This window comes from Nocardiopsis coralli, from assembly GCF_014892575.1.
GTDB lineage: Bacteria > Actinomycetota > Actinomycetes > Streptosporangiales > Streptosporangiaceae > Nocardiopsis > Nocardiopsis coralli.
This window is the reverse complement of record NZ_JADBGI010000030.1, coordinates 21,879-43,087: the sequence shown is the minus strand read 5'-3', so window position 1 is coordinate 43,087 and position 21,209 is coordinate 21,879. Positions and strand designations below refer to the sequence as shown.

The window sequence follows — 21,209 nt, the reverse complement described above, 5'->3', positions numbered from 1 at the left end:
TATGTGGCGTAGGCGATAAGGTCTGAAAATCGCCGGGAATCAACACACAGGAGGCTTCAGATGCCGGAATCCACCATCCCGGACGAACTGGAACTGAGCCTCGTCAACGCCCTGCAGATCGCGCCGAGGGCCACCTGGGCCGAGCTCGCGCCCATCCTCGACGTGGACCCCACGACCCTGGCCCGCCACTGGCGCCGGTTGGAGAGCGAGGGGCTGGCCCGCATCGCCGCCTTCCCGCGGCGTAGGCTCATGGCCCGGCGGAACCTGGGTTACCTGGAACTGAGCTGCCGCAACGGCACCGTCGAGCACGTCGCGGGGATCCTGGCCGAGGACCCCGACACCCTGAGCATCCAGTTCGTCGCCGGCTCGCACCAGCTCATGCTCACCGTCGTCCCGGGCGCGGGCATGGCCGACTACCTGCTCTCACGCATCGGCGGGATCCCGGAGGTGGTCTCCTACCGGGTGCACGTGGTCACCCAGGTGCCGCGGGAGGCGTTCCGCTGGCAGATCCGTGCCCTGTCCCCCGCCCAGCGCCGTGCCCTCCAGGCTCTGGCGCCCCGCGACCGCGCCGGGGCCGCCTCCGAACGGGTCACCGAACTCGACCAGCGCATCGTCGACCTGCTGTGCTTCGACGCGCGGATGGGTTACCAGACCATCGCCGAACACCTGGGGATCGCGCCGACCACGGCCGCGCGGCGCCTCAACCGGCTGCTGCGGGAAGGGCTGCTCGGGCTGCGCTGCGACATCTCGCGCCAGCACATGGGGCTGCCCAGCGCCGCGACCCTGTGGGGCACGGTCGAGCCCGAGATCCTCGACCGCGCCGACGACCTGGGCGAACGCATCCCCGAGCTGCGGTTGTGCACCACCATCGCCGGCCCGGAGAACGCGCTGTTCATCCTGTGGCTGCGCGACGCCCCGGACCTGACCAGGGTCGAGCGCGAGCTGCTGGCCGAGCTTCCGGGGCTGCGTATCGCCGACCGCCGCATGACCCTGCGCACGTTCAAGTTCATGGGCGGGGTCATGGACGACGATCAGCGCTTCGCCCGTTCTGTGCCGTTCCTGCTCGGGGCCCCGGCCTCCGAATGAGCGCGTCCACGCGCCCAGGGGGTCAGGCGGGGAGCACACCCAGCCGGTCGAGGAGGTCGCGGCCCAGGGGCTCGCGCTGCTGCATCTGCGTGTCCTCGTCGGCCTCCAGGCGCAGCGCGAACGTGTGCAGGCCCTCGCCGTTGTCGACCCAGCCGATCCACCAGCCCGGGGACGGGTCGGCCTCGGCGCTCCAGCCCTCCGTCGCGTACAGGTCGTGCTCCTCGCCCTGCTCGCGCAGCACGACCTCCTGCAAGGCCTCCTGGTGCTCCGCGGCGACCGGGAGTTCGCCGCGCGCCAGCCCGGCCAGGAACACCGTCTGCTCCATCGCCGAGATCTCCAGCGGGCCCTCCAGCCAGTCGTACTCGTCCTCGTTCTGCTCGTCCACGGCGCGGTTGCCGTAGTCGAACCGGTCGACCCAGGTGTGCAGCGCGTCGGCGCCCACCCGGTCGGTGAGCTCGCGCTGCACGTCCACGTCGGAGTCGGGCAGGGCCTCGCGCAGGCTCACCGCTCCACCGGAACCGTCGTGCTCGATCTCCTCGTCGACGTCGGCGACCGCACCGGTCTCCAGGGCGACGAGGCTGTTGGCCAGTTCGAAGGTCGGGCCCGGCACGACCCGTTCGCGGGCCATGTCGGCGCCCACGACCGTCGACGTCCCGGAGTACACGTCGTGCAGCACGAAGGTGCCCTCGACCCCGGCCTCGTCGAAGACCGCCTCCAGGTCGTCACGCTCCTCCGTGGGGACGTCGCCGCGGCCCATCTGGCTCACGTCGGCGGAGTTCTCCATCTCGTTGGGCTCGTTGCCGTCCGCGGAGCAGGCCAGGCCGGCCATGACGGTGAGGGCCCCTGCGGCCGCCAGCCCTCCGCGCGCGCCCCTGACGGGTCGTCGCACGAGCGTCGGTCCCCGGCTCCCGGTCTCGGTTCGCACAGGCCACCCCTTCGACATCGACGGGCTCTGTCAACGGACACGCTAACCGCTCTCGCACACCGGAGGGGGAGGGATCAAGTCGGCCCCGAGGTGTGAGCACGACCGAAACCCCACGCGCGCGGGCGTGCGGTGCGCGGACGGTGGTCGGCCTTCTGTCGATCCGGCGCCGCTGCTAGGCTGAACCCCGTTGCTGACCCCGTACGGGAGAGTGCCCGCGCAACCAGCTCGGGCCGCCGAAGGAGCAATCCCTCCCCGACAGACAACCTCTCAGGCCACCGGACCGTACGGGCGAGACCACTCTGGAAAGCAGGGACCGAAACCGGTCCCTCGCCGAAGGTGCAAGCCACGCCGCGCGCGGGTGAAGCTCTCAGGCACCGATGACAGAGGGGGAGGATGGCAACGCCACGCACGACAGACGCCCATCCTCTCGGGAGTGCCCATGCCAGAGTCCCCGGCCGAGCCACGCACCACGGCCCTGAAAGACGTGCACGAGAACGCGGGCGCGACCCTGGTCGACTTCGCAGGCTGGCTCATGCCGCTGCGCTACGACAGTGAGACCGCCGAGCACAGGGCGGTGCGCGAGGCCGCAGGCCTGTTCGACCTCTCCCACATGGGTGAGATCCGTGTGACCGGCCCCGAAGCGGCCGCGGTCATGGACCACGCCTTCGTCGGGTTCCTGTCCAAGGTCAAGGTCGGCCGTGCCCGGTACACGATGATCACCGGAACCGACGGCGGGGTCCTGGACGACCTCATCGTCTACCGCCTCGGCGAGGACGAGTACCTCGCGGTCGCCAACGCCGCCAACGCCGACGTGGTCGCCGCCGCCATGGCCGAGCGCGCCGAAGGGTTCGACGCCCGGGTCGAGGACGAGTCCGCGCAGTACTCCCTCATCGCCGTGCAGGGCCCGCGCGCCGCCGAGATCCTTGCGCCCCTCACCGACGCCGACCTCGGCGAGATCCGCTACTACGCCGGGTACGAGCACACCGTCGCCGGCGTTCCCGTCCTGCTCGCCCGCACCGGTTACACCGGCGAGGACGGGTTCGAGATCTTCATCAGGCCGGCGGAGAAGGCCCCGGAGATCTGGGCCGCCCTCACCGAACAGGGCGCCGGCCACGGGCTGGTGCCGGCCGGGCTCTCGGCCCGCGACACCCTGCGCCTGGAGGCCGGGATGCCCCTGTACGGCCAGGAGCTCTCCCCCGACCTCACCCCCTACGACGCCGGTCTCGGCCGGGTCGTGAAGCTGGAGAAGGAGACCTTCGTGGGCCGCGACGCCCTCGAGGAGGCCTCCCGCACCACCCGCCCCCGGCGCCTCATCGGACTGGTCTCCCGCGGACGCCGCCCCCTGCGCAAGGACCAGCAGGTCCTGCGCGACGGCGAACCCGTCGGGACGATCACCAGCGGCGCGCCCTCCCCCACCCTGGGCCGCCCCATCGCCATGGCCTACGTGGACGGCGAGCTCGACACCGCGACCGGCGCGTTCACCGTGGACGTGCGCGGACGCGGCGAGGCCGTCGACGTGGTCGAGCTGCCGTTCTACCGCCGCGACACCTGACTGCGTCGCAGCGGAGATGGCACGGCAGAAGATTTCAGAGCACCTCCAAGGAGAGTTGAAGTGAGCGTTCCCAAGGAGCTGGGTTACACCGCCAAACACGAGTGGGTCGTCGTGAAGGACGGGATCGCCACCGTCGGCATCACCGCGTTCGCCGCCGAATCCCTCGGCGACATCGTCTTCGTCGAGGTGCCCGAGGCCGGCACCGAGGTGACGGCGGGCGAGCCCGCGGGCGAGGTGGAGTCCACCAAGTCCGTCAGCGACATCTACTCGCCGGTCAGCGGTGAGGTCGTCGAGATCAACGAGTCCCTCGAGGACACGCCCGAGGCGATCAACTCCACCCCCTTCGGGGACGGCTGGCTGTTCCGGGTCCGGGTCTCGGAAGAACCCACCGGACTGCTCTCCGCCGAGGAGTACACGAAGCTGACCGAAGGCGAGGAGTAGGCCGAACATGGCTAGCGACAACACGCTCGACCAGTCCCTGAGCGAACTGGACCCCGAGGTCTCCAAGGCCGTGGACGCCGAACTGGCGCGCCAGCGCGACACCCTGGAGATGATCGCCTCGGAGAACTTCGCCCCCCAGGCGGTCCTGGAGGCCCAGGGCACCGTCCTGACCAACAAGTACGCCGAGGGTTACCCCGGCAAGCGCTACTACGGCGGCTGCGAGAACGTCGACGTCGTCGAGCAGCTGGCCATCGACCGCGCCAAGGAGCTGTTCGGCGCCGAGTACGCCAACGTGCAGCCCCACTCGGGCGCGCAGGCCAACACGGCCGTCTACTTCAAGCTGCTCTCCCCGGGCGACACGATCCTGGGTCTGGACCTGGCGCACGGCGGCCACCTGACCCACGGCATGAAGATCAACTACTCCGGCAAGATCCTCAACCCCGTGGCCTACCACGTGCGGGAGGACGACGGAACCGTCGACTACGACGAGGTCGCCAAGCTCGCCCAGGAGCACCAGCCGAAGATGATCGTGGCCGGCTGGTCGGCCTACCCGCGTGAGCTGGACTTCGCCCGGTTCCGCGAGATCGCCGACAGTGTCGGTGCGCTGCTCATGGTCGACATGGCCCACTTCGCCGGCCTGGTCGCCGCGGGTCTGCACCCCAACCCGGTTCCGTACGCGGACGTGGTCACCACGACCACGCACAAGACGCTGGGCGGCCCGCGCGGCGGCATGATCCTGGCCAAGGCCGACCTGGCCAAGAAGCTGAACTCCGGTGTCTTCCCCGGTATGCAGGGCGGCCCGCTGGAGCACGTCATCGCCGCCAAGGCCGTCTCCTTCAAGGTCGCGGCGAGCGAGGCCTTCGCCGAGCGCCAGCGCCGCACGGTCGCCGGTGCCCGCCTGCTGGCCGAGCGCCTGACGCGCCCGGACATGGCCGAGGTCGGCGTGAAGGTCCTGACCGGTGGCACCGACGTGCACCTGGTCCTGGTCGACCTGGTCAACTCCGAGCTGAACGGCCAGGACGCCGAGGACCGCCTGCACGAGGTCGGCGTCACCGTGAACCGGAACGCGGTGCCCAACGACCCGCGTCCGCCGATGGTCACCTCCGGGCTGCGCATCGGTACCCCGGCCCTGGCCACCCGCGGGTTCGACGACGAGGACTTCGCCGAGGTCGCCGACGTCATCGCCGAGGCCCTCAAGCCCGAGTTCGACGCCGAGGGCCTGCGCTCCCGCGTCCAGGCGCTCACGGCCAAGCGCCCGCTCTACCCCAACCTGTAGGGCATCCGGGCGGGTCGGGCCGGCGCCCCCGGGCACGGTCCGCACCCGCCCACGCCGTGCGGGGCCCTGGATCCACGGGCCCCGCACGGTTCCCACACCCCAGCGCCGCGGTGCTCGATGAGGAGGCCTGCCATGGCGATCAGCGTCTTCGACCTGTTCTCGATCGGGATCGGACCGTCGAGTTCGCACACCGTCGGCCCGATGAGGGCGGCCCGCACGTTCGCGGGGTCCGTCGCCGTCGGGGAGCACGCCGCGCGGGTGCGGCACGTGCGCGCCGAGCTGTACGGGTCCCTGGCCCAGACCGGCAAGGGGCACGGCAGCGACACCGCGGTGGTGCTGGGCCTGCTGGGACACACCCCCGAGGGCGTGGACGTGGACGCCGTGCCCGGCCTCGTCGCACGCACGCGGGAGGAACGCCGGGTGCTGCTGGGCGGTCCCGAGGGCCCCGAGGTCGACTTCGACCCGGGTGTGGACGTGGACTTCCGCCGCAAGGAGAGCCTTCCCGATCACCCCAACGGGATGCGGTTCGTGGCGCTCGACGAGCACGGGTCCGAGCTCGACGCGAAGGTCTACTACTCCGTCGGCGGCGGTTTTGTCGTCGACGAGCGCGCGGCCGGCGCCGACCGCATCAAACCCGACGACACCCCGCTCCCCCACCCGTTCGACACGGCAGCGGAGCTGCTGGAGATCTGCGCGGACACCGGGAAGTCCATCAGCTCCGTCATGCTCGCCAACGAGCAGGCGTTCGGGCGCACCCCCGCGCAGATCCACGACGAACTCCTGGAGATCTGGACCGCCATGCGCCAGTGCGTGCGGCGCGGTGTCACCACGGAGGGCAGCCTGCCGGGCGGCCTGAAGGTGCCCCGCCGCGCCCACCGCCTCTACCGCCAGCTCGGCGGGCAGTGCGACGGCGACGGGCTCATGGCGCCCACCGCGCCCGACCCGGACCCGATGCGCGGCAGCGACTGGATCACCCTGTACGCGCTGGCGGTCAACGAGGAGAACGCCGCGGGCGGCCGCGTGGTGACGGCGCCGACCAACGGGGCGGCCGGGATCGTCCCGGCGGTGCTCCACTACTACCTGCACTTCAGCCCGGGCGCCGGGGACGAGGGCGCGGTCCGGTTCCTGCTGACCGCGGCGGCGATCGGGATCCTGTTCAAGCAGAACGCGTCGATCTCGGGCGCCGAGGTCGGCTGCCAGGGCGAGGTCGGTTCGGCCTCCTCGATGGCGGCGGCGGGCCTGGCCGAGGTGCTCGGCGGTACCCCGGCCCAGGTCGAGAACGCCGCGGAGATCGCCATGGAGCACAACCTCGGGCTGACCTGCGACCCCATCGGCGGCCTGGTCCAGGTCCCGTGCATCGAACGCAACGCGCTGGCGTCGGTGAAGGCGATCAGCGCCGCACGGATCGCGCTCCGCGGCGACGGCAGCCATTTCGTCTCGCTGGACAAGGTCATCAAGGTCATGCGCGACACCGGCCGGGACATGCACGACAAATACAAGGAGACCTCGCGCGGCGGCCTCGCCGTGAACGTCATCGAGTGCTGAGGCCCGACGGCGAGGGGCGTCCCCTCAGTCGTCCGCGACCACGGGCGGTTCAACCCGGTCGATGAGCCCGTGCATGTCCCCGACGGGGGCGTGTTGCCCGCTCTCGGGGTGGAAGACCAGGTCGTCGCGCCCGCAGTAGAACAGCTCGGACCACACACGGAACCGGCGCTGTCGGTCGGACTCCCCGTCGTTGTAGTTCGACCAGGCCATGGAACCGCCGACGAGACAGCCCAGCACCAGGATCGGCGTCACGACGGACAGGATGCCGATCAGGACCGCCTGCGAGTCGTTGCCCGTGGCGATCTCCCAGATCAGGCCGACGACGAAGAGCACCACCAGGCACCCGCACCCGGCCTGGGAGTCTTTGGCCGCCACCGCGACGCTCAGGGCGGTCCCGGCGAGCAGGACCAGCATCACCATGTCGTGCGCGCCGGCCATGATCATGATGAGGAGGATCAGGGCGGTGCCGCCGACGACGATCCAGGCGCTGCTGGGGCGGCCCTCGAGCTGGAGGGTCAGGGCCTGCGCCAGCCCGGTCTGACCCTGGGACTCGTGGTAGTGGTGGCTCGTGGACCCGCTGAAGTAGGCCGTGTTACCGCCCGAGTAACCGAAGGACCCGCCGTGGTGGGTGGTCCCCGATCCCGAGGTGTTGCTGGTGCCCGAACGCACGAGGGCGGTGACCCGCGCGCTCTGGTCCTTGTCGTGGCAGACAGGGCAAGGATGCATGGATACGTCCGTGGGGGTCGGTCGCTGAGGGGTGCACCCAGAGTAACCCCGCAGCGCTCGGACGTCCCGGCTTCCGCGTGACCGCAAACGGTCAGAACTTCCGGCCGGAACCGGGCGTCAGGCCAGGCTCCGGCGTGCGTGGCGGGACGGCGCGGTCATCGTCATCCGCACCACCGCAGGGACCTCCTCGAGCCCGAGGGAGCGGCGCAGGTTCGCGAGCGCCTCACCGCGGACCCGGTTCCAGACCTGGGCGACGTCGGCGTCCTCGTCGAGCGTCAGAGCCAGGCGCAGGTGCGGGTGGTGCACCGATTCGGTCAGGTGGACGCGGGCCCGCCGCACCCCGGGGTAGTCCCCGACCTCGCGCTCGACGGCGTCGCTGACCACACCCTCGTCGACCTGGACCCGGCCCTCGCCCCCGCTCTCCAGCGACAGGCGACCGACCGTGTCGTGGATGCCCTGCGCCATGAGCCACCGCAACGAGAGGAAGGCCGCCACGAAGGCGACCGCGACGGCCACGTACGGGACCCACTGCTGGGCGAGCACGCCCTGCACCACGTCGTTGAGGAGCGTCTGCCCGGCCGGGCCGGCGCCGAAGAACCCCTGCCCCACCGCGAGGGCGGCCAGGCCGACCAGGAGGAGCACGGTTCCGACCACGGCCAGCCCCAACCGGTTGCCGCGCGCCGAGCGGCGGTATCTGTCCCTGGCCATGGTCACCCCTCCGTGTACCGCACGTCGGTGTTGATGCGCATGTTGCGCAGGGGGGCGAGCTCGGCCAACCGCTCCTCGACCGCCCGGGTCACCCGTTCGGGCAGGTCCGCGGAGTCGCGCAGCCCGGTCCGCACGTGGACCCTCAGCCGGTTGCCGCGTACGGTCACGTCGGCGCCGTCGACGCCGCTCACCCCCTGGGCGGCCGCGCCGACGGCACGGCGCAGCGCGGACCGGGTCAGGCCGACCACCAGGGCCGGGTCGTCGGTGCGCAGCGCGGTCCAGTGTCCACTACCGGGTGCGAGCGCGAGCACGATGAGCAGGAGTCCGATCAGCGCCAGCACCGCCGAGGCGATCTGCACGGAGGGCTCGGACCACGTCGTGGTCTCGGCGTAGCCCGTCGCGGGGCCCACCGGGAACAGACGCAGCGGGGTTCCGGCCAGGGCCGCGATGACCTCGGCGGCCGCGACCACCGCGAGCGCCAGGACGAGGAGCCCGGTGATGACGGCCGGCCACGAACGCCGGGGCCGGAAGGTGTGCACGGCGACGCGCCGCGCACGGCGTGCGGCGGCGCTCTGATCGGGTCGGCCCAGGGCCTCTTCAACGGTGGTCATGTCAGCGCACCATCTCCACGATCTCGATGTCGATGTGGTGGACCCGCGAACCGGTCAGGTCCTCCACGCGGCTGCGCACGCTCTCGCGCACCAGCGCCGCCGTGGCCCGCACCGGTTCGGGGTAGCGGACGCCGATCCGGAGGCTCAGGAGGACGGCCTGGCCGCTGACGCGGACCCGGGCCGCGCGGTGGCGGGCCGTCCCGACGCCGGGGACCTCACGGGCCGCACAGGCGGCCGCCTTCTCGATGACGGTCGGAACGACGTCGACCCGTCCGCCGGGGTCGTGCCCGGCGGACGGGCGTTCGTGCCGCCCGCGGTGCGGAGTCTCAGCGGTCTCCGCCCGCGGGCGGGGCACGGTGTCGGTCTGTACGTGGGCCATGGCGACACCCACCTAGGCCGAACGCCGTGTGAAGATCTCGGCGAGGTCGATCTCGCCCTCCATGGCGCGCCCGGCGATGAAGCCGACCACCCCGAGCACCAGGACCAGGGCGAAGGCGGCGAACCCTCCGAACGCCCCGGCCAGGCCGAGCACCGTCCCGAAGGCCAGTCCGACGATGGGCCACATGGCTCCCCCTCTTGGCTTGCAGTGTTGCTGTCCGGCCCCTCAGCCGCCGGACGGGATACCGCCGAGGCCGGCGACGACGTCCTCCACGGACACGTGGACGGCGCGGCCGCCGGCGATCGGGGCGAGTTCCCTGCGGAGTTCGGCGGCGATCTCCGGCAACGCCCTGCCGTAGCGGACGACCACCCCGACCTCGATCTCGGCCCGCCTGACGGCCACGCCCCGGACACGCCCGCCGGGGGCGGGTGTGGCCAGGGTCGAGAACCCTCCGGCGGACAGTTCCACGACGTCGGGGTGGCCCAGAGCGGCGTCGGCGACGCGCCGGGCGATGCTCTCCGGGGTCTCGCCGCTGTCCACGGCTACTGGACCCTCGGGCCGGAGTCGGAGTGGTCCTCGTCCTCGTCCGGAAGATGGATGTCGTCGACGTTGATGTTGATCTCGGTGACCTCGAGGCCGGTCATGCGTTCGACGGCCTGGCTCACGTTGCGGCGCACGGCCGCGGCGAGGTCCTGGATCGCGGATCCGTACTCGACGACGAGGTCGATGTCGACGGCGGCCTGGCGCTCGCCCACCTCAACGGAGACGCCTCTGGAGGGCGACGATCCGGCGTCGGTCCCGCGCGTCACGACGTCGCGCACGGCCCCGACGGCTCGGGCCGCTCCGCCGCCCATGGCGTAGACCCCGCCGATCTCACGCGCGGCCATACCGGCGATCTTGGCGACGACCCCGTCGGCGATGTGGGTGTGGCCGCCCTCCTCACGACTGCTGTGGCTGCCCTCGCGGGCGGTGGGCACCTTGCCTTCGGTCTTGATGTCCGACACTGACTCCCCCTCGACAGTGTGCGGTGACGAGACCTGCGGCCCCGTCACCCGTTCCTCATGCGGATCCGAACACTCAGTGCTTCTTGAAGACGTCGCGGACCTTCTCGGCCACGTTGTCGGCGGCCTCCTCGACCTTCTCCTTGGCCTCTTCCGCCTTCTCCTTGGCGCCGGCCTTGGCCTGGTCGGTCTTGCCCTCGGCCTCCTTGCCGCGGTCGCCGGTGGCCTTGCCGAAGGCCTCCTTGCCCTTGCCGACGGCGTCGTCGAAGTCCTTGCCCATGAGCTCCCCCTCGCCCGGACGGCATGTCCGTGGGTGTGGACCGAAACCCGAGATCCCGACCCTTGGAGCAGGTCGGAAAAGGTCGGTCAGATCACACCATATACACACTCTGTGTAGCCGACAAGGCACTTCCAGAGAGGTTTACCTGGTCAAAAGAGGTAACGGTAGTACCATCCTTGCCCCAATAAGACGTCGGGAACCCCCGTTCGACCAGAAAACGAAAGGGGCACCCGTGGGTGCCCCTCAACATGTCCGGAACCCGGTCGACCCGGGGTTCCGGTCCTGCTCTCGTTCTCGGTGCCTCGCTCAGTCGAAGACGACCGTCTTCTCCCCGTTCATGAGCACACGGCGCTGCGCGTGCCAGTTCACCGCGCGGGCGAGCGCGACCGACTCCAGATCGCGGCCGATGGCGGTGAGCTGCTCAGGGCTGTGGGTGTGGTCGACCCGCGAGACCTCCTGCTCGATGATGGGGCCCTCGTCGAGGTCGGCGGTGACGTAGTGGGCGGTCGCGCCGATGAGCTTGACCCCCCGCGCGTGCGCCTGGTGGTAGGGGCGGGCCCCCTTGAAGCTCGGGAGGAAGGAGTGGTGGATGTTGATGATGCGGCCCGACATCTTCGTGCACAGTTCCTCGGAGAGGACCTGCATGTAGCGGGCCAGGACCACCAGGTCCACGTCGTAGCTCTCCACCAGTTCCAGCAGGCGCGTCTCCTGCTCGCGCTTGGTCTCCGGCGTGATCGGCAGGTGGTGGAAGTCCACGCCGTAGGAGTCGGCGAGGAACTCCAGGTCGGGGTGGTTGGAGACGACCGCGACGATGTCGACGTCGAGCAGGCCGCTGCGGTGCCGGTAGAGCAGGTCGTTGAGGCAGTGCCCGAACTTGGAGACCATCACGATCACCTTGGGGCGGGCGTCGCACCGGCTCAGGTTCCACTCCACGATCGAACCGTTCCGACCCCCGAAGTCGCCGGCCAGGGCCGCGAAGGCACCGCGCAGGGTGTCCTCGTCGGCGGGTCCCCCGTCGCGCGCCTCGGCGACGAACTGCATGCGCAGGAAGAACCGGCCGGTGTAGTGGTCGCCGTACTGCTGGCTCTCGGTGATGTTGCACCCGTGCTCGGACAGCAGATTGGCCACGGCGGCCACGATGCCCCGGCTGTCGGGGCAGGCGAGGGTCAGGACGTATTCACGCTCACTCATGGAAAAGAACCACTCCAGGGGTCGGACGGCTGAACAGCCAAGACGTCCCAGGGTATCGGCCCGCGCACACTCACGGGCGGGGTCGGCGGCGTTCGACCGGACACACCCGGACGGCCGCAGGAGCAGAACGGGGCCTTCCGGAATGTGAAGAAGATTCATGTTCTGGCATGCTCAAGTCATGACACGTCCGCGCCAGAGCTACGAGAGCGCCACGCGCGACCTCGAACCCCCCTTCGCCGCGGTGGACCTGGCCGCCTTCCGCGCCAACGCCGCAGACCTGACCCGACGCTCACACGGCCGGCCCATCCGTGTGGCCAGCAAGTCCGTGCGCTGCCGCGACCTGCTGCGCACCGTGCTCGCCCTGCCCGGCTACGAGGGCGTCATGGCCTTCACCCTGCCCGAGGCCCTGTGGCTGGCCACCGACGACGACGGCGGGCACGGCCCCGTCAGCGACGACGTCCTGGTCGCCTACCCCACCGCAGACCGCCGTGCCCTGGCCGAGCTCGCCCGCTCCCCCGAGGCAGCACGCGCCGTCACCCTCATGGTCGACGACACCGCCCATCTCGACCTGATCGGCGCCGCTGCCGCCGAGGCCCGCGCCGAGGGCGTCGACGTCCCGCCCCTGCGGGTGTGCCTGGACATCGACACCAGCTGGCAGCCGCTCGGCGGTGCCCTGCGTATCGGCAGTTACCGCTCCCCCGTGCGCACGCCCGCACAGGCGGCCGCGCTCGCCCGCGCCGTCGTGGCCCGGCCCGAGCTGGAGCTCGACGGCATCATGGCCTACGAGGCCCAGATCGCCGGGGTGGGCGACGCTCCCCCGGGACGCCCGCTGTACGCGCGCGTACTCCGGGCGGTGCAGCGGAGATCGTCCGTGGAACTGGCCCGCCGCCGCGCCGCCGTCGTCCGTGCCGTCCGCGAGGTCGCCGACCTGCGCTTCGTCAACGGGGGCGGGACCGGGAGCCTGCACCTGACCGGCCGGGAGAAGGCCGTCACCGAACTCGCCGCGGGTTCGGGCCTGTACCAGCCCCACCTGTTCGACCAGTACCGCTCCTTCAGCGGCCGTCCGGCGGCGCTCTTCGCCCTGCCCGTGGTGCGCCGACCCGCACCGGGCGTGGTCACGGCCCTGGGCGGCGGTTACCCGGCCTCCGGCCCCGCCGACCGGCACCGCGCACCCGTGCCCCACCTGCCGTCCGGGCTCTCCCTGTCACCGGACGAGGGCGCCGGGGAGGTCCAGACCCCGCTGCTGGGCGCGGCCGCCCGCGACCTGGCCGTCGGGGACCGGGTGTGGATGCGCCACGCCAAGGCCGGAGAGCTGTGCGAACGCTTCGACCGCCTGCACCTCATCGACACCGACACCGGTTCGCGCGTGCGCACGGTGCCCACCTACCGCGGCGAGGGGCGCACCTTCCTCTGACCGGGCGACGGGCCCGCCGGGTCGGCTGACCGGCCGCGAGAGGTCGCCCCCGCACACGACGAGGGCGCCGGACCCTGTTACGGGATCCGGCGCCCTCGTCGTCCGTCAGTGCCCGGGTAGGGGCCCGGGCCGGGGTCACTTGCGCTTGCGGCGCACCGCCCAGGCCACCACGCCGACGGCCACGACGGTGCCGATGCCGACCGCGAGGACGACCGCCTCGGGGGGAAGCCGGCCGCGCGACTGGTAGGTGGTGATGACCTCCTCGTCGCCCTTGACGACGATGGAGCCCTCCTCCGGCTCGACCAGACGGCTGTCCAGGCGGACCGCGCCGCCGCCCAGGACCAGCGCACGGGCCTCGTCGACCAGCCGGGAGCCGCGCTCCTTGGCCTTGCCGATCTGGCGGCGGGCGATGTTGCCGGGGCGGGCCGCCTCTTCCAGGGCGTCCAGCGTCTCGGCGAACTGGCGCTGCTCGCGGTCGATCTCCGCCTGGATCTCGGCGGGGGTCTGGCGCGGTTCGGTGGTGTCGCTTGACGACATGTTGCCTACTTTCTCTAGCGCAGGGATGCCTGAGAGTCCGGGCCCGAGCCGGTCTCCCGGCCTTCTTCCTCCGCGCCGTCGGACGGACCGGAGAATCTCAGCGCGCCGTCGATTCCGTCGACCACACGGAAGAAGTCCCGCGTGGACAACCACAGTTTATAGATGATGGCGATCTCGAACGCGAGCAGCAAAACACCCGCCACGGCGGTGATCCAGACGATCGCTGACGGACCGAACGCGGCCGCGGCCAGGGGCGCGATCACGAACACCGCCATCTGGAACTCGATGCCGCCGACCAGGTGGGTGCGCACCCGCCGCGTGCTGAGCGCCGCCCAGAACCGCTGGTACCAGGGGAAACGGTCCCGGAACTCCTGGTGGAGGTCGACCTTGGGCAGGGTCAGGTCGGGCTGCTTCCCGGCCCGGCGGCTGTTGCGGTTCTCCCGCTCGCTGTGGCTGCGCAGGATCTGCTCGAGCACCCCGATGCCGTGCCGCAGCACCGCCTGCTCGCCACCGTCGCTCATCGTGCGGTCACCGCGTCCGGTGGCCTCGCCGGTCTCCTGCTCGGCCTCGCGCCCGCGCTCGCTCTCGGGCGGCTCCAGCATGGACAGGGTGGCGCGGGCACGCTCCAGGGCGCCGGCCAGGTGGGAACGCATCTCCCGCCGCACCTTGTAGACCTGCAGCGCGTTGAGGTAGCGCAGCATGTCGACGAAGACCACGGCCAGCGCCAGCCACACGAACCACACCGGCGGGGCACCGGGGTCCTGTTGCGAGGCCACGACGTACTGGCCGCCCATGAGCGCCACGGCGCAGACCAACACCCGGAACCGGTCGGAGACGTAGTCCATCCAGGAACCGAACAGCGTCTCGGTGCCGGTGAGCCGGGCGAGCTTGCCGTCGACACAGTCCATGAGGAAACAGAGGTAGTACAGCAGCGCACCGAGCAGCAGGAAGTGCCAGTACCCGAACGCGAAGCAGACCGCGGCGCCCAGCCCCAGGAAGAGCGCCGCGACCGTCACCTGGTTCGGTGTGACGCTGGTCCGGTTGGCGAGCAGCCGCACGATCCGCACCGCGAGCGGGTCCACGAGGTGCACGGTCCACCAGGAGTCGCGCTCCTTGAGGGTTCGGTCCCTCACCTCGTCGAGTGTGTGTCCAGGCATCGTCGCCAACTACTCCCAAAGCGAAGCGGATGTGTTCGGCCGGCGGCCACGCGCCGCCGGACGCGTGCTGCCGCCCGGCCGGGTCCCGCACCCCGCCGCGTCGGGTCAGGAGCGGGTCGACCGAAAGTACGGGTTCGGTCAACGATAGGTGATGCCGCGAACGGTCACCGCCCCGGTCAGGGAACCGAACCGCAATCGCAACCCGGTCCTGGCCCTCCGGTGAGCGCGCGGGCGCCCCGGCGTCCCCGTGTCAGCGGCAGGTTCTAGGCTGGGCGCGTGACACGCGGGTGGTGAGGCCACCCGGACAGAGCAGAGGGGAACCACACGTGAGCGACCCGATCCGCCTCCAGCCCGGCGACCAGGCCCCGGACTTCACGCTGAACGACGCCGACGGCAAGCCCGTCACGCTCAGCCAGGTCCTGGCCGAGACCGGCAAGCGCGTCGTGCTCTACTTCTACCCGGCCGCCATGACGCCCGGTTGCACGACCGAGGCCTGCGACTTCCGCGACAACCTGCGCGACTTCGACGCGGCGGGGATGACCGTCCTGGGCATCTCCCCCGACGGCAGCGACAAGCTCGCGAAGTTCCGCGACAAGGAGGGGCTGACCTTCACCCTCCTGGGGGACCCGGACAAGGAGACGCTGAGCGCCTACGGGGCCTTCGGCGAGAAGAAGAACTACGGCCGCGTCGTCCAGGGCGTCATCCGCTCCACGGTCGTCGTCGGCACCGACGGCAAGGTCGAGAAGGCCTTCTACAACGTGAAGGCCACCGGCCACGTCGAGCGCCTCAAGCGCGACCTCGGGGTGTAGCCCAGCGGACCCGAGCGGCGGCCCGGAACCCGTTGTACAGCGGGCCCCGGGCGGCCCTCGGGCCCCCGGTGCGGGGGTACAGTTGGGCCGACGGGGCCGTAGTCCAACGGCAGGAGACGGCAGCTTTAGGTGCTGTACAGTGCGGGTTCGAATCCCGCCGGCCCCACCACGGCCACAGGCGCGCGAGCCCCCTCGCGCGCCTGACGTGTTTTCGGGGCCGGGACGGCCCCGGGCCGGGTCAGCGCCCCAGCAGCGCCCACAGGACGAGCCCGAGCAGCAGGATCACCCCGAGGGCGACCATGAGCACGACCGGGAGCCGGCTCTGGTGCTCGGCGTGCCGGCCCGAACTGGTCAGCCCCAGGGTGTCGGTGGACTCCCGGATCGAGGTCATGATCGAGTTCATCGCCTCGGGGCTGTGCCGGAGCCGCTCGTTGATGGACTCCGCGAGCACGTGCGCGCCGGCCCTGAAGTGTTCCTTGGCCTGCTCGCGCGCGGACTCGTGCTCGCCGTCCTGCTCGTCACCGTCGTGCGGCTCCGCGGGCCGCGGCTCGGCCGGGGCGGAGGCGTGCTCGGCGGTGCGCTCGTCGGTCTCGGGCGCCCACGGGGCCAGCGCGGCGATCCGCAGCATCTTCGTGGCGTTCTCGGCGGTCAGGCGCTCGGACGGGTCGACCTTGAGCAGCCCGGCCAGTACCGGCGCGAGCGGGCCGGCGTTGGTGGCCTCCGCCGGCTCGTCCAGCTCGGCCTGGCGCAGGATCTTGATGTACCCCTTGCGGTCGTAGGGCGGGTGCCCCTGGACCGCGGTGTAGAGGGTCGCGCCGAGGGACCACAGATCGGTCTCGGGGCCGAGCGGGCCGGCCTTGGCGCGCTCGGGCGAGATGTAGGCCGGGGAGCCGATGATGCGCCCCGAGGAGCTGAGCGCGGACTCACCGTTCCAGGCGGCCAGCCCGAAGTCGGTGAGCACGACGCGGCCCTCGGCGCTGATCATCACGTTCTCGGGCTTGACGTCGCGGTGGACGATGCCCTCGTTATGGGCGACCTTGAGGGCGTCGATGAGCTGCAGGCCGATCTCGGCCACACGCTGGTAGGGCAGCGGACCGCCGAGCGCGACGAGCTCCTCCAGCGTGGAGGCCTCGACGAGCTCCATGACGATCCAGGGGCGGTCGTCCTCGTCGACCACGTCGAGCACGGTCACGAGGCTGGGGTGGGTCAGCCGTCCGGCGACCCGGGCCTCGCGTGTGGTGCGGCGCAGCAGCGACTCGCGTTCGTTGCGCCCCATGTCCGCGGGGATACGCAGCTCTTTGACGGCGACCTCGCGGTCGATGACCAGGTCGACGGCGCGCCAGACCGTGCCGACACCGCCGCGTGCGATCTCGGAGACGAGTTGGTAGCGGCCCTTGAGGAGTCGGCCGCCGGGGGGCCCGCCCGTGGTGTCATCAGCGCTGATGGCCGCCTCCGGCTGTGCGGGGGCGGCTGACGCCTCTGACCTCTGGGTGTGAGGGTTGTCTAGGGAGGACACGGTTATCCACGGGTCCATTCACCGGCCATGGTGGCCTCCTGCGGAGCGTTGCTGTGACCGGCCACCGCGAAGGTGGTCGGATCAATCGTTATACCAGCCGGGCACGGGGACCATGCCGACGGTGGCCGGGGGACCGGCACAAAGGTTCGCTTTCGTTATGTCCGAGGTTGGCGCCGACATTCTGTGACCTACGTCACCATGGGCCGCGTTCTCCCCGGCCAGCGGGCCACGGGAGCGGAATCGGGGCACGTGCGAGCGGTCGCGCACATACACGTGCCCCGTCTCTCGGACACTCGCTCCGCCGGAAGGGTCAGGGCCGGCGGTGGGGCTTCAGGCCCAGAGGGTCTCGGGGTCCACGACCTCGACCGGGCCGACCCCGGTCTCCGTCAGCGGGCCGCGCAGGCGCTCGGCGTCCCCGGCCACGACCACGACCGACTGCTCGGGGTGCAGGTACTCCTGCGCCGCCGAGTCCAGGCTCTCGCGGGTGAGCTTCTCGTACCCGGCGCGCTGGCGGTCGATGTGGTCGTCCGGAAGGTCGTGCACGACCATGTCCACGAGCGCACCCGCCATGGACCGCGCCGTGGAGTAGGACACCGGCAGCCCCACCGTGTTGGACTCGCGCACGGTGTCGAGCTCCTGCTCGGTCACGCCCTCGTCGCGCAGCTTGTTCACCTGCTCCAACGAGGAGGTGATCGAGTGCGCGGTGGTGTCGGCCTCCACCTGCGTGCTCATGAGGAACACCCCGGTGTCGCGGCGCAGGTCGAAGCCGGAACCCGCGCCGTAGGTGTAACCCAGGCGCTCGCGCAGCTCCATGTTGAGGCGGGAGGTGAACATCCCGCCCAGGATCTCGCTGACGCCCTCGGCGCGCGGCAGGTCGACCTCCTTGCGGGAGGGCGCACGCTGGGCGACGACCAGCGCCGACTGCACCGATCCGGGGCGGTCGACGACGACCACGCGCGGGAGCTCGCCGGGCGGCGGGGCGGGCGCGGTGAGGTCGCGCTCGCGGGAGGCGGAGGTGTCGCCGAAGACCCGCTTGCCGAGCTCGGACAGGTCCACCCCGGTCAGGTCACCGACGACCACGAGCGTGCCGGCCGTGGAGGCCAAGGTGTCGCCGTGGAAGGAGGCCACCTGCTCGGGGGTGACCGCGCCGAGCTTGCCGGGCCCGCCGGCCAGCGGGGTGCCGTAGCGACCCGTGAAGAGCTGCCCGCCGACGCTGCGCATGGCCAGGGTCTGGGCGGAGGCGGTCTCCAGCCAGAAGCGCTCCACGAGCTGCTCACGGCGGCGCAGGATGTCGTCGGCGGCGAGCGCGGGACGGCGCACGGCATCGGCGAACAGGCCGACCGCCTGGTTGAGGCGGTTGACGGGGACGTCGAGCCCGGTGACGAAGGCGTCCCAGGTGACGCGGGAGGTCCACTCGGCGCCGTGGCGCTCCAGGGCCGGGGCCAGGGAGCTGTTGCCGTCGGGGCCGTCCTCCAGGACCTCGCTGGTCAGGAGGCTCACCCCCATGGCGTCGAGCGGCTCGAGAGCGGCGCCGTGCTGGTGGACGAGGCGGAGGGAGACCAGGAGCTGGCCGGGGACGTCGATGGCGACGACCGTGCCGGCCCCGACGTCGACGCGCTGGGGCCGGGGGAAGGTGAACGAAGCCGGGGCCCCGAGTTCCGGGCGGGTCTGCGACATGCTGTGCGGCTCTTTCTGCTGCGAACGGCTTGACGATGGGAACCCGGGCGGGCGGCTCTTCCGGCGTGGGCCGGGGCCGCACCGCCGCGCGGTCAGGGAGCGGCCGGAACCTCGGCGGCCTCGGGGTCGAAGCGGACCACGAGCACGTTGTCGTCGACGAGCAGGCGCTCGGCGGCGGCACGCACCTCCTCGGCGGTGATGTCGCTCCACCGGTCGGGCCAGGTGTAGGCCAGCGCCGGGTCGTCGAAGAGCTGGGCGCAGGAGCTGAGGCTGTCGGCGAGACCGGAGGGGCCCGAGATGCTCTGGAGGTGGTCGAGCTCCAGGACGGCGCGGGCGCGGTCCAGCTCCTCCTCGGTCACACCTCCGGCGAGCTCGGCGACGGTCCTGCGCACGGCCTGCTCGAGCTCGTCGCCGCTGACACCCTCGCGGGCGAGCATGTTCACCAGCAGCAGGCTGTCGGTGTAGCGGAAGGGCAGGATGTCGGCGGCCGCACCGCCGTCGTCGGCGGCGATGGGACGGTCCACGACCAGGTCGCGGTACAGGCGGCTGCCCTGCCCCTGGCCGAGCACGGCCGAGGCCAGGTGGAGCACGTCGAACTCGCGTGTGCCGTAGGCCGGCACCCGGAACCCGATGAACACACCGGGGGCGGGCACGGTCTCGGTGACCGCGTCGCGCACCGGGCCGCCCAGGGGCGAGTTCAGCGAGGCGTCGGGCGTCTCGGGCAGGGCGTCGCGGGCCGGGATGGCGCCGAAGAACTTCTCCACCCGCGCCAGGACGTCCTCGGGGTCGAGGTCGCTGACGACGGTGAGAACGCAGTTGTCGGGGCCGTAGTGGGCCTTGTGGAAGGACTTGACGTAGTCGAGGTCCGCGTCGTCCAGGTCGGCCATCGAGCCGATCGTGGGGTGGTGGTACGGGTGGCCCTCGGGGTAGGCCAGGCGCAGGATGCGCTCCAGGGCGGTGCCGTAGGGCTGGTTGTCGTAGCGCTGGCGGCGCTCGTTCTTGACCACGTCGCGCTGGTTGTCCAGCACTTCCTGGGTCATGCCCTCGCGCAGGGACGCCAGGCGGTCGGCCTCCAGCCACAGGATGAGGTCCAGGGCGTGGGTGGGCACCGTCTCGAAGTAGTTGGTGCGGTCGGTGGAGGTCGAGGCGTTGATGTCACCGCCCAGGCGCTCCACGACGTCGAAGTGCTCGGCCTTGGCGACGTTCCCGCTGCCCTGGAACATCAGGTGCTCGAACAGGTGCGCGAACCCCGTGCGGCCGGGCACCTCGTGGCGCGACCCGACCCCGTACCAGAGGTTCACGGCGGCGACCTGGCCGGTGGACGCGGGCGCCGTCACCAGCCGGAGCCCGTTGTCCAGTGTGAACTGTCCGATCCGTTCCGCCGCTCCCATGATGGTCACCAGGCTGCACCCCGATCCGCGCCGTAGCTGAACTGTTCGTCGTGTGACGACTACGACCCTATGGCCTCCGAGGAGCGCGTAGGCACCGGAACTGCGAATCCGTCGGGGGTTCAGCCGTTGTGGTCGCTGGTGTCCATCGACGCGGCGACCTCGTCGTAGAGCTGGTCGTGCTGCGGGTCGGCCGACCACACGTACAGGAGCACGTCGGAGACCGGCAGGAACCACATGCGCACCTCGAACTCGTCGCCGTTGACGCAGGAGACGTTCCACACCGCGTGGTGGGACTTGAGGTCGTCGGCGTGCGTGGCGAACTCCCCCGGGTTGGTGAGATCGGCGCCCTCGACGTCGATGTTCCCGGAGGCAGCGGTGTTGAGGCTGCGGCAGCTGTCGGTGTTGTCGGCCCAGCCGTCGTCGTCGCTGAAGGCCTCCCCCTGCAGCGGCCAGTTCTGCGGGTGCTGGTCGGCGGCGCCGGTGAAGAGCTGGATCGACCCGTAGGCGCAGGCGGGCTGGCCGGGAGGGGTCAGGCAGAGGGTGCCGCCCTCGTTCTGGACCTCCCAGTCCTCGGGGGCCTCGATGCTCACGCCGTCGACGTCGAGGGCCTCGGTGCCCTCGGAGCCCTCCGGGGCCACGGGCGGCATCATCCCGCCCTCGCCGGCCTGGAGCTCGACGTCCTCCAGGGAACCGCCGCCGTCGTCGCCACCGCAGGCACCGAGCACGAGCACCGCGGCGGCCGCGGCCCCCGCGCCCGCGCCGACGCGTCCGCGCAGCCTCCTGTGGACAGCCCCACCCGTCGTGCCCGCCATGTCGTCCCTCTCAAGCCGTGTGCCCGTTCCCGAACAGATCCGACCCGAACCCTAGCGCCCCCCGACACGGCACGCGTACCGGGAGGGAGGGGACGGGGCCGACGACCCGGCCCCGGCCCGGGGCGAAGCCCCGCGGGGCCCGGCGGCCTCCTGGACAGCGGGATTAGGGTGAGCC

Annotated in this window: 23 protein-coding genes, 1 tRNA gene and 1 riboswitch; of the genes, 8 read left to right on the top strand and 16 right to left on the bottom strand. The window is 71.5% G+C overall.

The window, feature by feature from the left end; genetic code table 11:
* Positions 1-60: 60 nt before the first annotated feature.
* Positions 61-1,086, top strand: coding sequence for an Lrp/AsnC family transcriptional regulator (locus IDM40_RS24855; RefSeq protein WP_193124489.1), 1,026 nt, complete (start codon positions 61-63; stop codon positions 1,084-1,086).
* A gap of 22 nt (positions 1,087-1,108) precedes the next feature.
* Here IDM40_RS24855 and IDM40_RS24850 read toward each other — a convergent pair whose 3' ends face one another.
* Positions 1,109-2,011, bottom strand: a complete 903-nt coding sequence (locus tag IDM40_RS24850) for a class D beta-lactamase (RefSeq protein ID WP_193124488.1) — start codon at positions 2,009-2,011, stop codon at positions 1,109-1,111.
* Between the two features lie 191 nt (positions 2,012-2,202).
* Positions 2,203-2,304: riboswitch (glycine riboswitch) on the top strand.
* Between the two features lie 146 nt (positions 2,305-2,450).
* Between IDM40_RS24850 and gcvT the strand changes: the two genes are divergently transcribed.
* The 4 genes from gcvT to IDM40_RS24830 all read left to right on the top strand — a co-directional run bounded on the left by gcvT (position 2,451) and on the right by IDM40_RS24830 (position 6,825).
* Entirely contained in the window at positions 2,451-3,563 is a 1,113-nt protein-coding gene (gene gcvT, locus IDM40_RS24845) for a glycine cleavage system aminomethyltransferase GcvT (protein ID WP_193124487.1), read from the top strand.
* A gap of 60 nt (positions 3,564-3,623) precedes the next feature.
* Entirely contained in the window at positions 3,624-4,004 is a 381-nt protein-coding gene (gene gcvH, locus IDM40_RS24840; RefSeq protein WP_193124486.1) for a glycine cleavage system protein GcvH, read from the top strand.
* Between the two features lie 7 nt (positions 4,005-4,011).
* Positions 4,012-5,280, top strand: coding sequence for a serine hydroxymethyltransferase (locus tag IDM40_RS24835; protein WP_193124485.1), 1,269 nt, complete (start codon positions 4,012-4,014; stop codon positions 5,278-5,280).
* 132 nt (positions 5,281-5,412) lie between these two features.
* Entirely contained in the window at positions 5,413-6,825 is a 1,413-nt protein-coding gene (locus IDM40_RS24830) for an L-serine ammonia-lyase (RefSeq protein WP_193124484.1), read from the top strand.
* Between the two features lie 24 nt (positions 6,826-6,849).
* On the opposite strand, the gene IDM40_RS24825 is transcribed toward IDM40_RS24830, so the two are convergent.
* From IDM40_RS24825 to purU, 9 genes are all read right to left on the bottom strand, one after another.
* On the bottom strand, positions 6,850-7,551 hold the full coding sequence (locus IDM40_RS24825; protein ID WP_193124483.1) for a hypothetical protein: 702 nt from the start codon (positions 7,549-7,551) through the stop codon (positions 6,850-6,852).
* 117 nt (positions 7,552-7,668) lie between these two features.
* Positions 7,669-8,259, bottom strand: a complete 591-nt coding sequence (gene amaP / locus IDM40_RS24820) for an alkaline shock response membrane anchor protein AmaP (RefSeq protein ID WP_193124482.1) — start codon at positions 8,257-8,259, stop codon at positions 7,669-7,671.
* Between the two features lie 2 nt (positions 8,260-8,261).
* Complete coding sequence (locus IDM40_RS24815) at positions 8,262-8,870, bottom strand: DUF6286 domain-containing protein (protein WP_193124481.1); 609 nt, start codon at positions 8,868-8,870, stop codon at positions 8,262-8,264.
* A gap of 1 nt (position 8,871) precedes the next feature.
* On the bottom strand, positions 8,872-9,249 hold the full coding sequence (locus IDM40_RS24810) for an Asp23/Gls24 family envelope stress response protein (protein WP_216631288.1): 378 nt from the start codon (positions 9,247-9,249) through the stop codon (positions 8,872-8,874).
* 12 nt (positions 9,250-9,261) lie between these two features.
* Entirely contained in the window at positions 9,262-9,435 is a 174-nt protein-coding gene (locus IDM40_RS24805; RefSeq protein ID WP_193124479.1) for a hypothetical protein, read from the bottom strand.
* Positions 9,436-9,474: 39 nt separating this feature from the next.
* Positions 9,475-9,789: a hypothetical protein gene (locus IDM40_RS24800; RefSeq protein ID WP_193124478.1), complete on the bottom strand. Its 315-nt coding sequence runs from the start codon at positions 9,787-9,789 to the stop codon at positions 9,475-9,477.
* A 2-nt stretch (positions 9,790-9,791) separates the two neighbouring features.
* A complete protein-coding gene (locus tag IDM40_RS24795; protein WP_193124477.1) occupies positions 9,792-10,253 on the bottom strand; it encodes an Asp23/Gls24 family envelope stress response protein in 462 nt (153 codons plus the stop codon).
* Between the two features lie 73 nt (positions 10,254-10,326).
* Entirely contained in the window at positions 10,327-10,530 is a 204-nt protein-coding gene (locus IDM40_RS24790; protein WP_193124476.1) for a CsbD family protein, read from the bottom strand.
* A gap of 306 nt (positions 10,531-10,836) precedes the next feature.
* Positions 10,837-11,721 carry a formyltetrahydrofolate deformylase gene (gene purU / locus IDM40_RS24785; RefSeq protein ID WP_193124475.1) on the bottom strand — a complete coding sequence of 295 codons (885 nt, stop codon included), beginning with the start codon at positions 11,719-11,721 and terminating at the stop codon, positions 10,837-10,839.
* A 178-nt stretch (positions 11,722-11,899) separates the two neighbouring features.
* Between purU and IDM40_RS24780 the strand changes: the two genes are divergently transcribed.
* Entirely contained in the window at positions 11,900-13,135 is a 1,236-nt protein-coding gene (locus tag IDM40_RS24780) for an alanine racemase (RefSeq protein WP_193124474.1), read from the top strand.
* 135 nt (positions 13,136-13,270) lie between these two features.
* Here IDM40_RS24780 and IDM40_RS24775 read toward each other — a convergent pair whose 3' ends face one another.
* Together IDM40_RS24775 and IDM40_RS24770 are read right to left on the bottom strand one after the other, a co-directional pair.
* Entirely contained in the window at positions 13,271-13,672 is a 402-nt protein-coding gene (locus IDM40_RS24775) for a DUF3618 domain-containing protein (RefSeq protein ID WP_193124473.1), read from the bottom strand.
* 14 nt (positions 13,673-13,686) lie between these two features.
* Positions 13,687-14,829, bottom strand: coding sequence for a CDP-alcohol phosphatidyltransferase family protein (locus IDM40_RS24770; RefSeq protein WP_193124472.1), 1,143 nt, complete (start codon positions 14,827-14,829; stop codon positions 13,687-13,689).
* A 326-nt stretch (positions 14,830-15,155) separates the two neighbouring features.
* On the opposite strand from IDM40_RS24770, the gene bcp reads away from it, so the two are divergent.
* The gene (bcp, locus tag IDM40_RS24765; protein WP_193124471.1) at positions 15,156-15,638 is read left to right on the top strand and encodes a thioredoxin-dependent thiol peroxidase; all 483 of its coding nucleotides are present in this window, start codon (positions 15,156-15,158) and stop codon (positions 15,636-15,638) included.
* Between the two features lie 92 nt (positions 15,639-15,730).
* A tRNA-Leu gene (locus IDM40_RS24760) sits at positions 15,731-15,807 on the top strand.
* A 69-nt stretch (positions 15,808-15,876) separates the two neighbouring features.
* On the opposite strand, the gene IDM40_RS24755 is transcribed toward IDM40_RS24760, so the two are convergent.
* The 4 genes from IDM40_RS24755 to IDM40_RS24740 form a co-directional block, all read right to left on the bottom strand.
* Positions 15,877-17,172, bottom strand: a complete 1,296-nt coding sequence (locus IDM40_RS24755) for a serine/threonine-protein kinase (protein WP_193124470.1) — start codon at positions 17,170-17,172, stop codon at positions 15,877-15,879.
* A 312-nt stretch (positions 17,173-17,484) separates the two neighbouring features.
* Positions 17,485-18,831 carry a M16 family metallopeptidase gene (locus IDM40_RS24750; RefSeq protein WP_193124469.1) on the bottom strand — a complete coding sequence of 449 codons (1,347 nt, stop codon included), beginning with the start codon at positions 18,829-18,831 and terminating at the stop codon, positions 17,485-17,487.
* 92 nt (positions 18,832-18,923) lie between these two features.
* Complete coding sequence (locus IDM40_RS24745; RefSeq protein ID WP_193124513.1) at positions 18,924-20,222, bottom strand: M16 family metallopeptidase; 1,299 nt, start codon at positions 20,220-20,222, stop codon at positions 18,924-18,926.
* Positions 20,223-20,341: 119 nt separating this feature from the next.
* Positions 20,342-21,034 carry a hypothetical protein gene (locus IDM40_RS24740; protein ID WP_193124468.1) on the bottom strand — a complete coding sequence of 231 codons (693 nt, stop codon included), beginning with the start codon at positions 21,032-21,034 and terminating at the stop codon, positions 20,342-20,344.
* Positions 21,035-21,209: the final 175 nt, after the last annotated feature.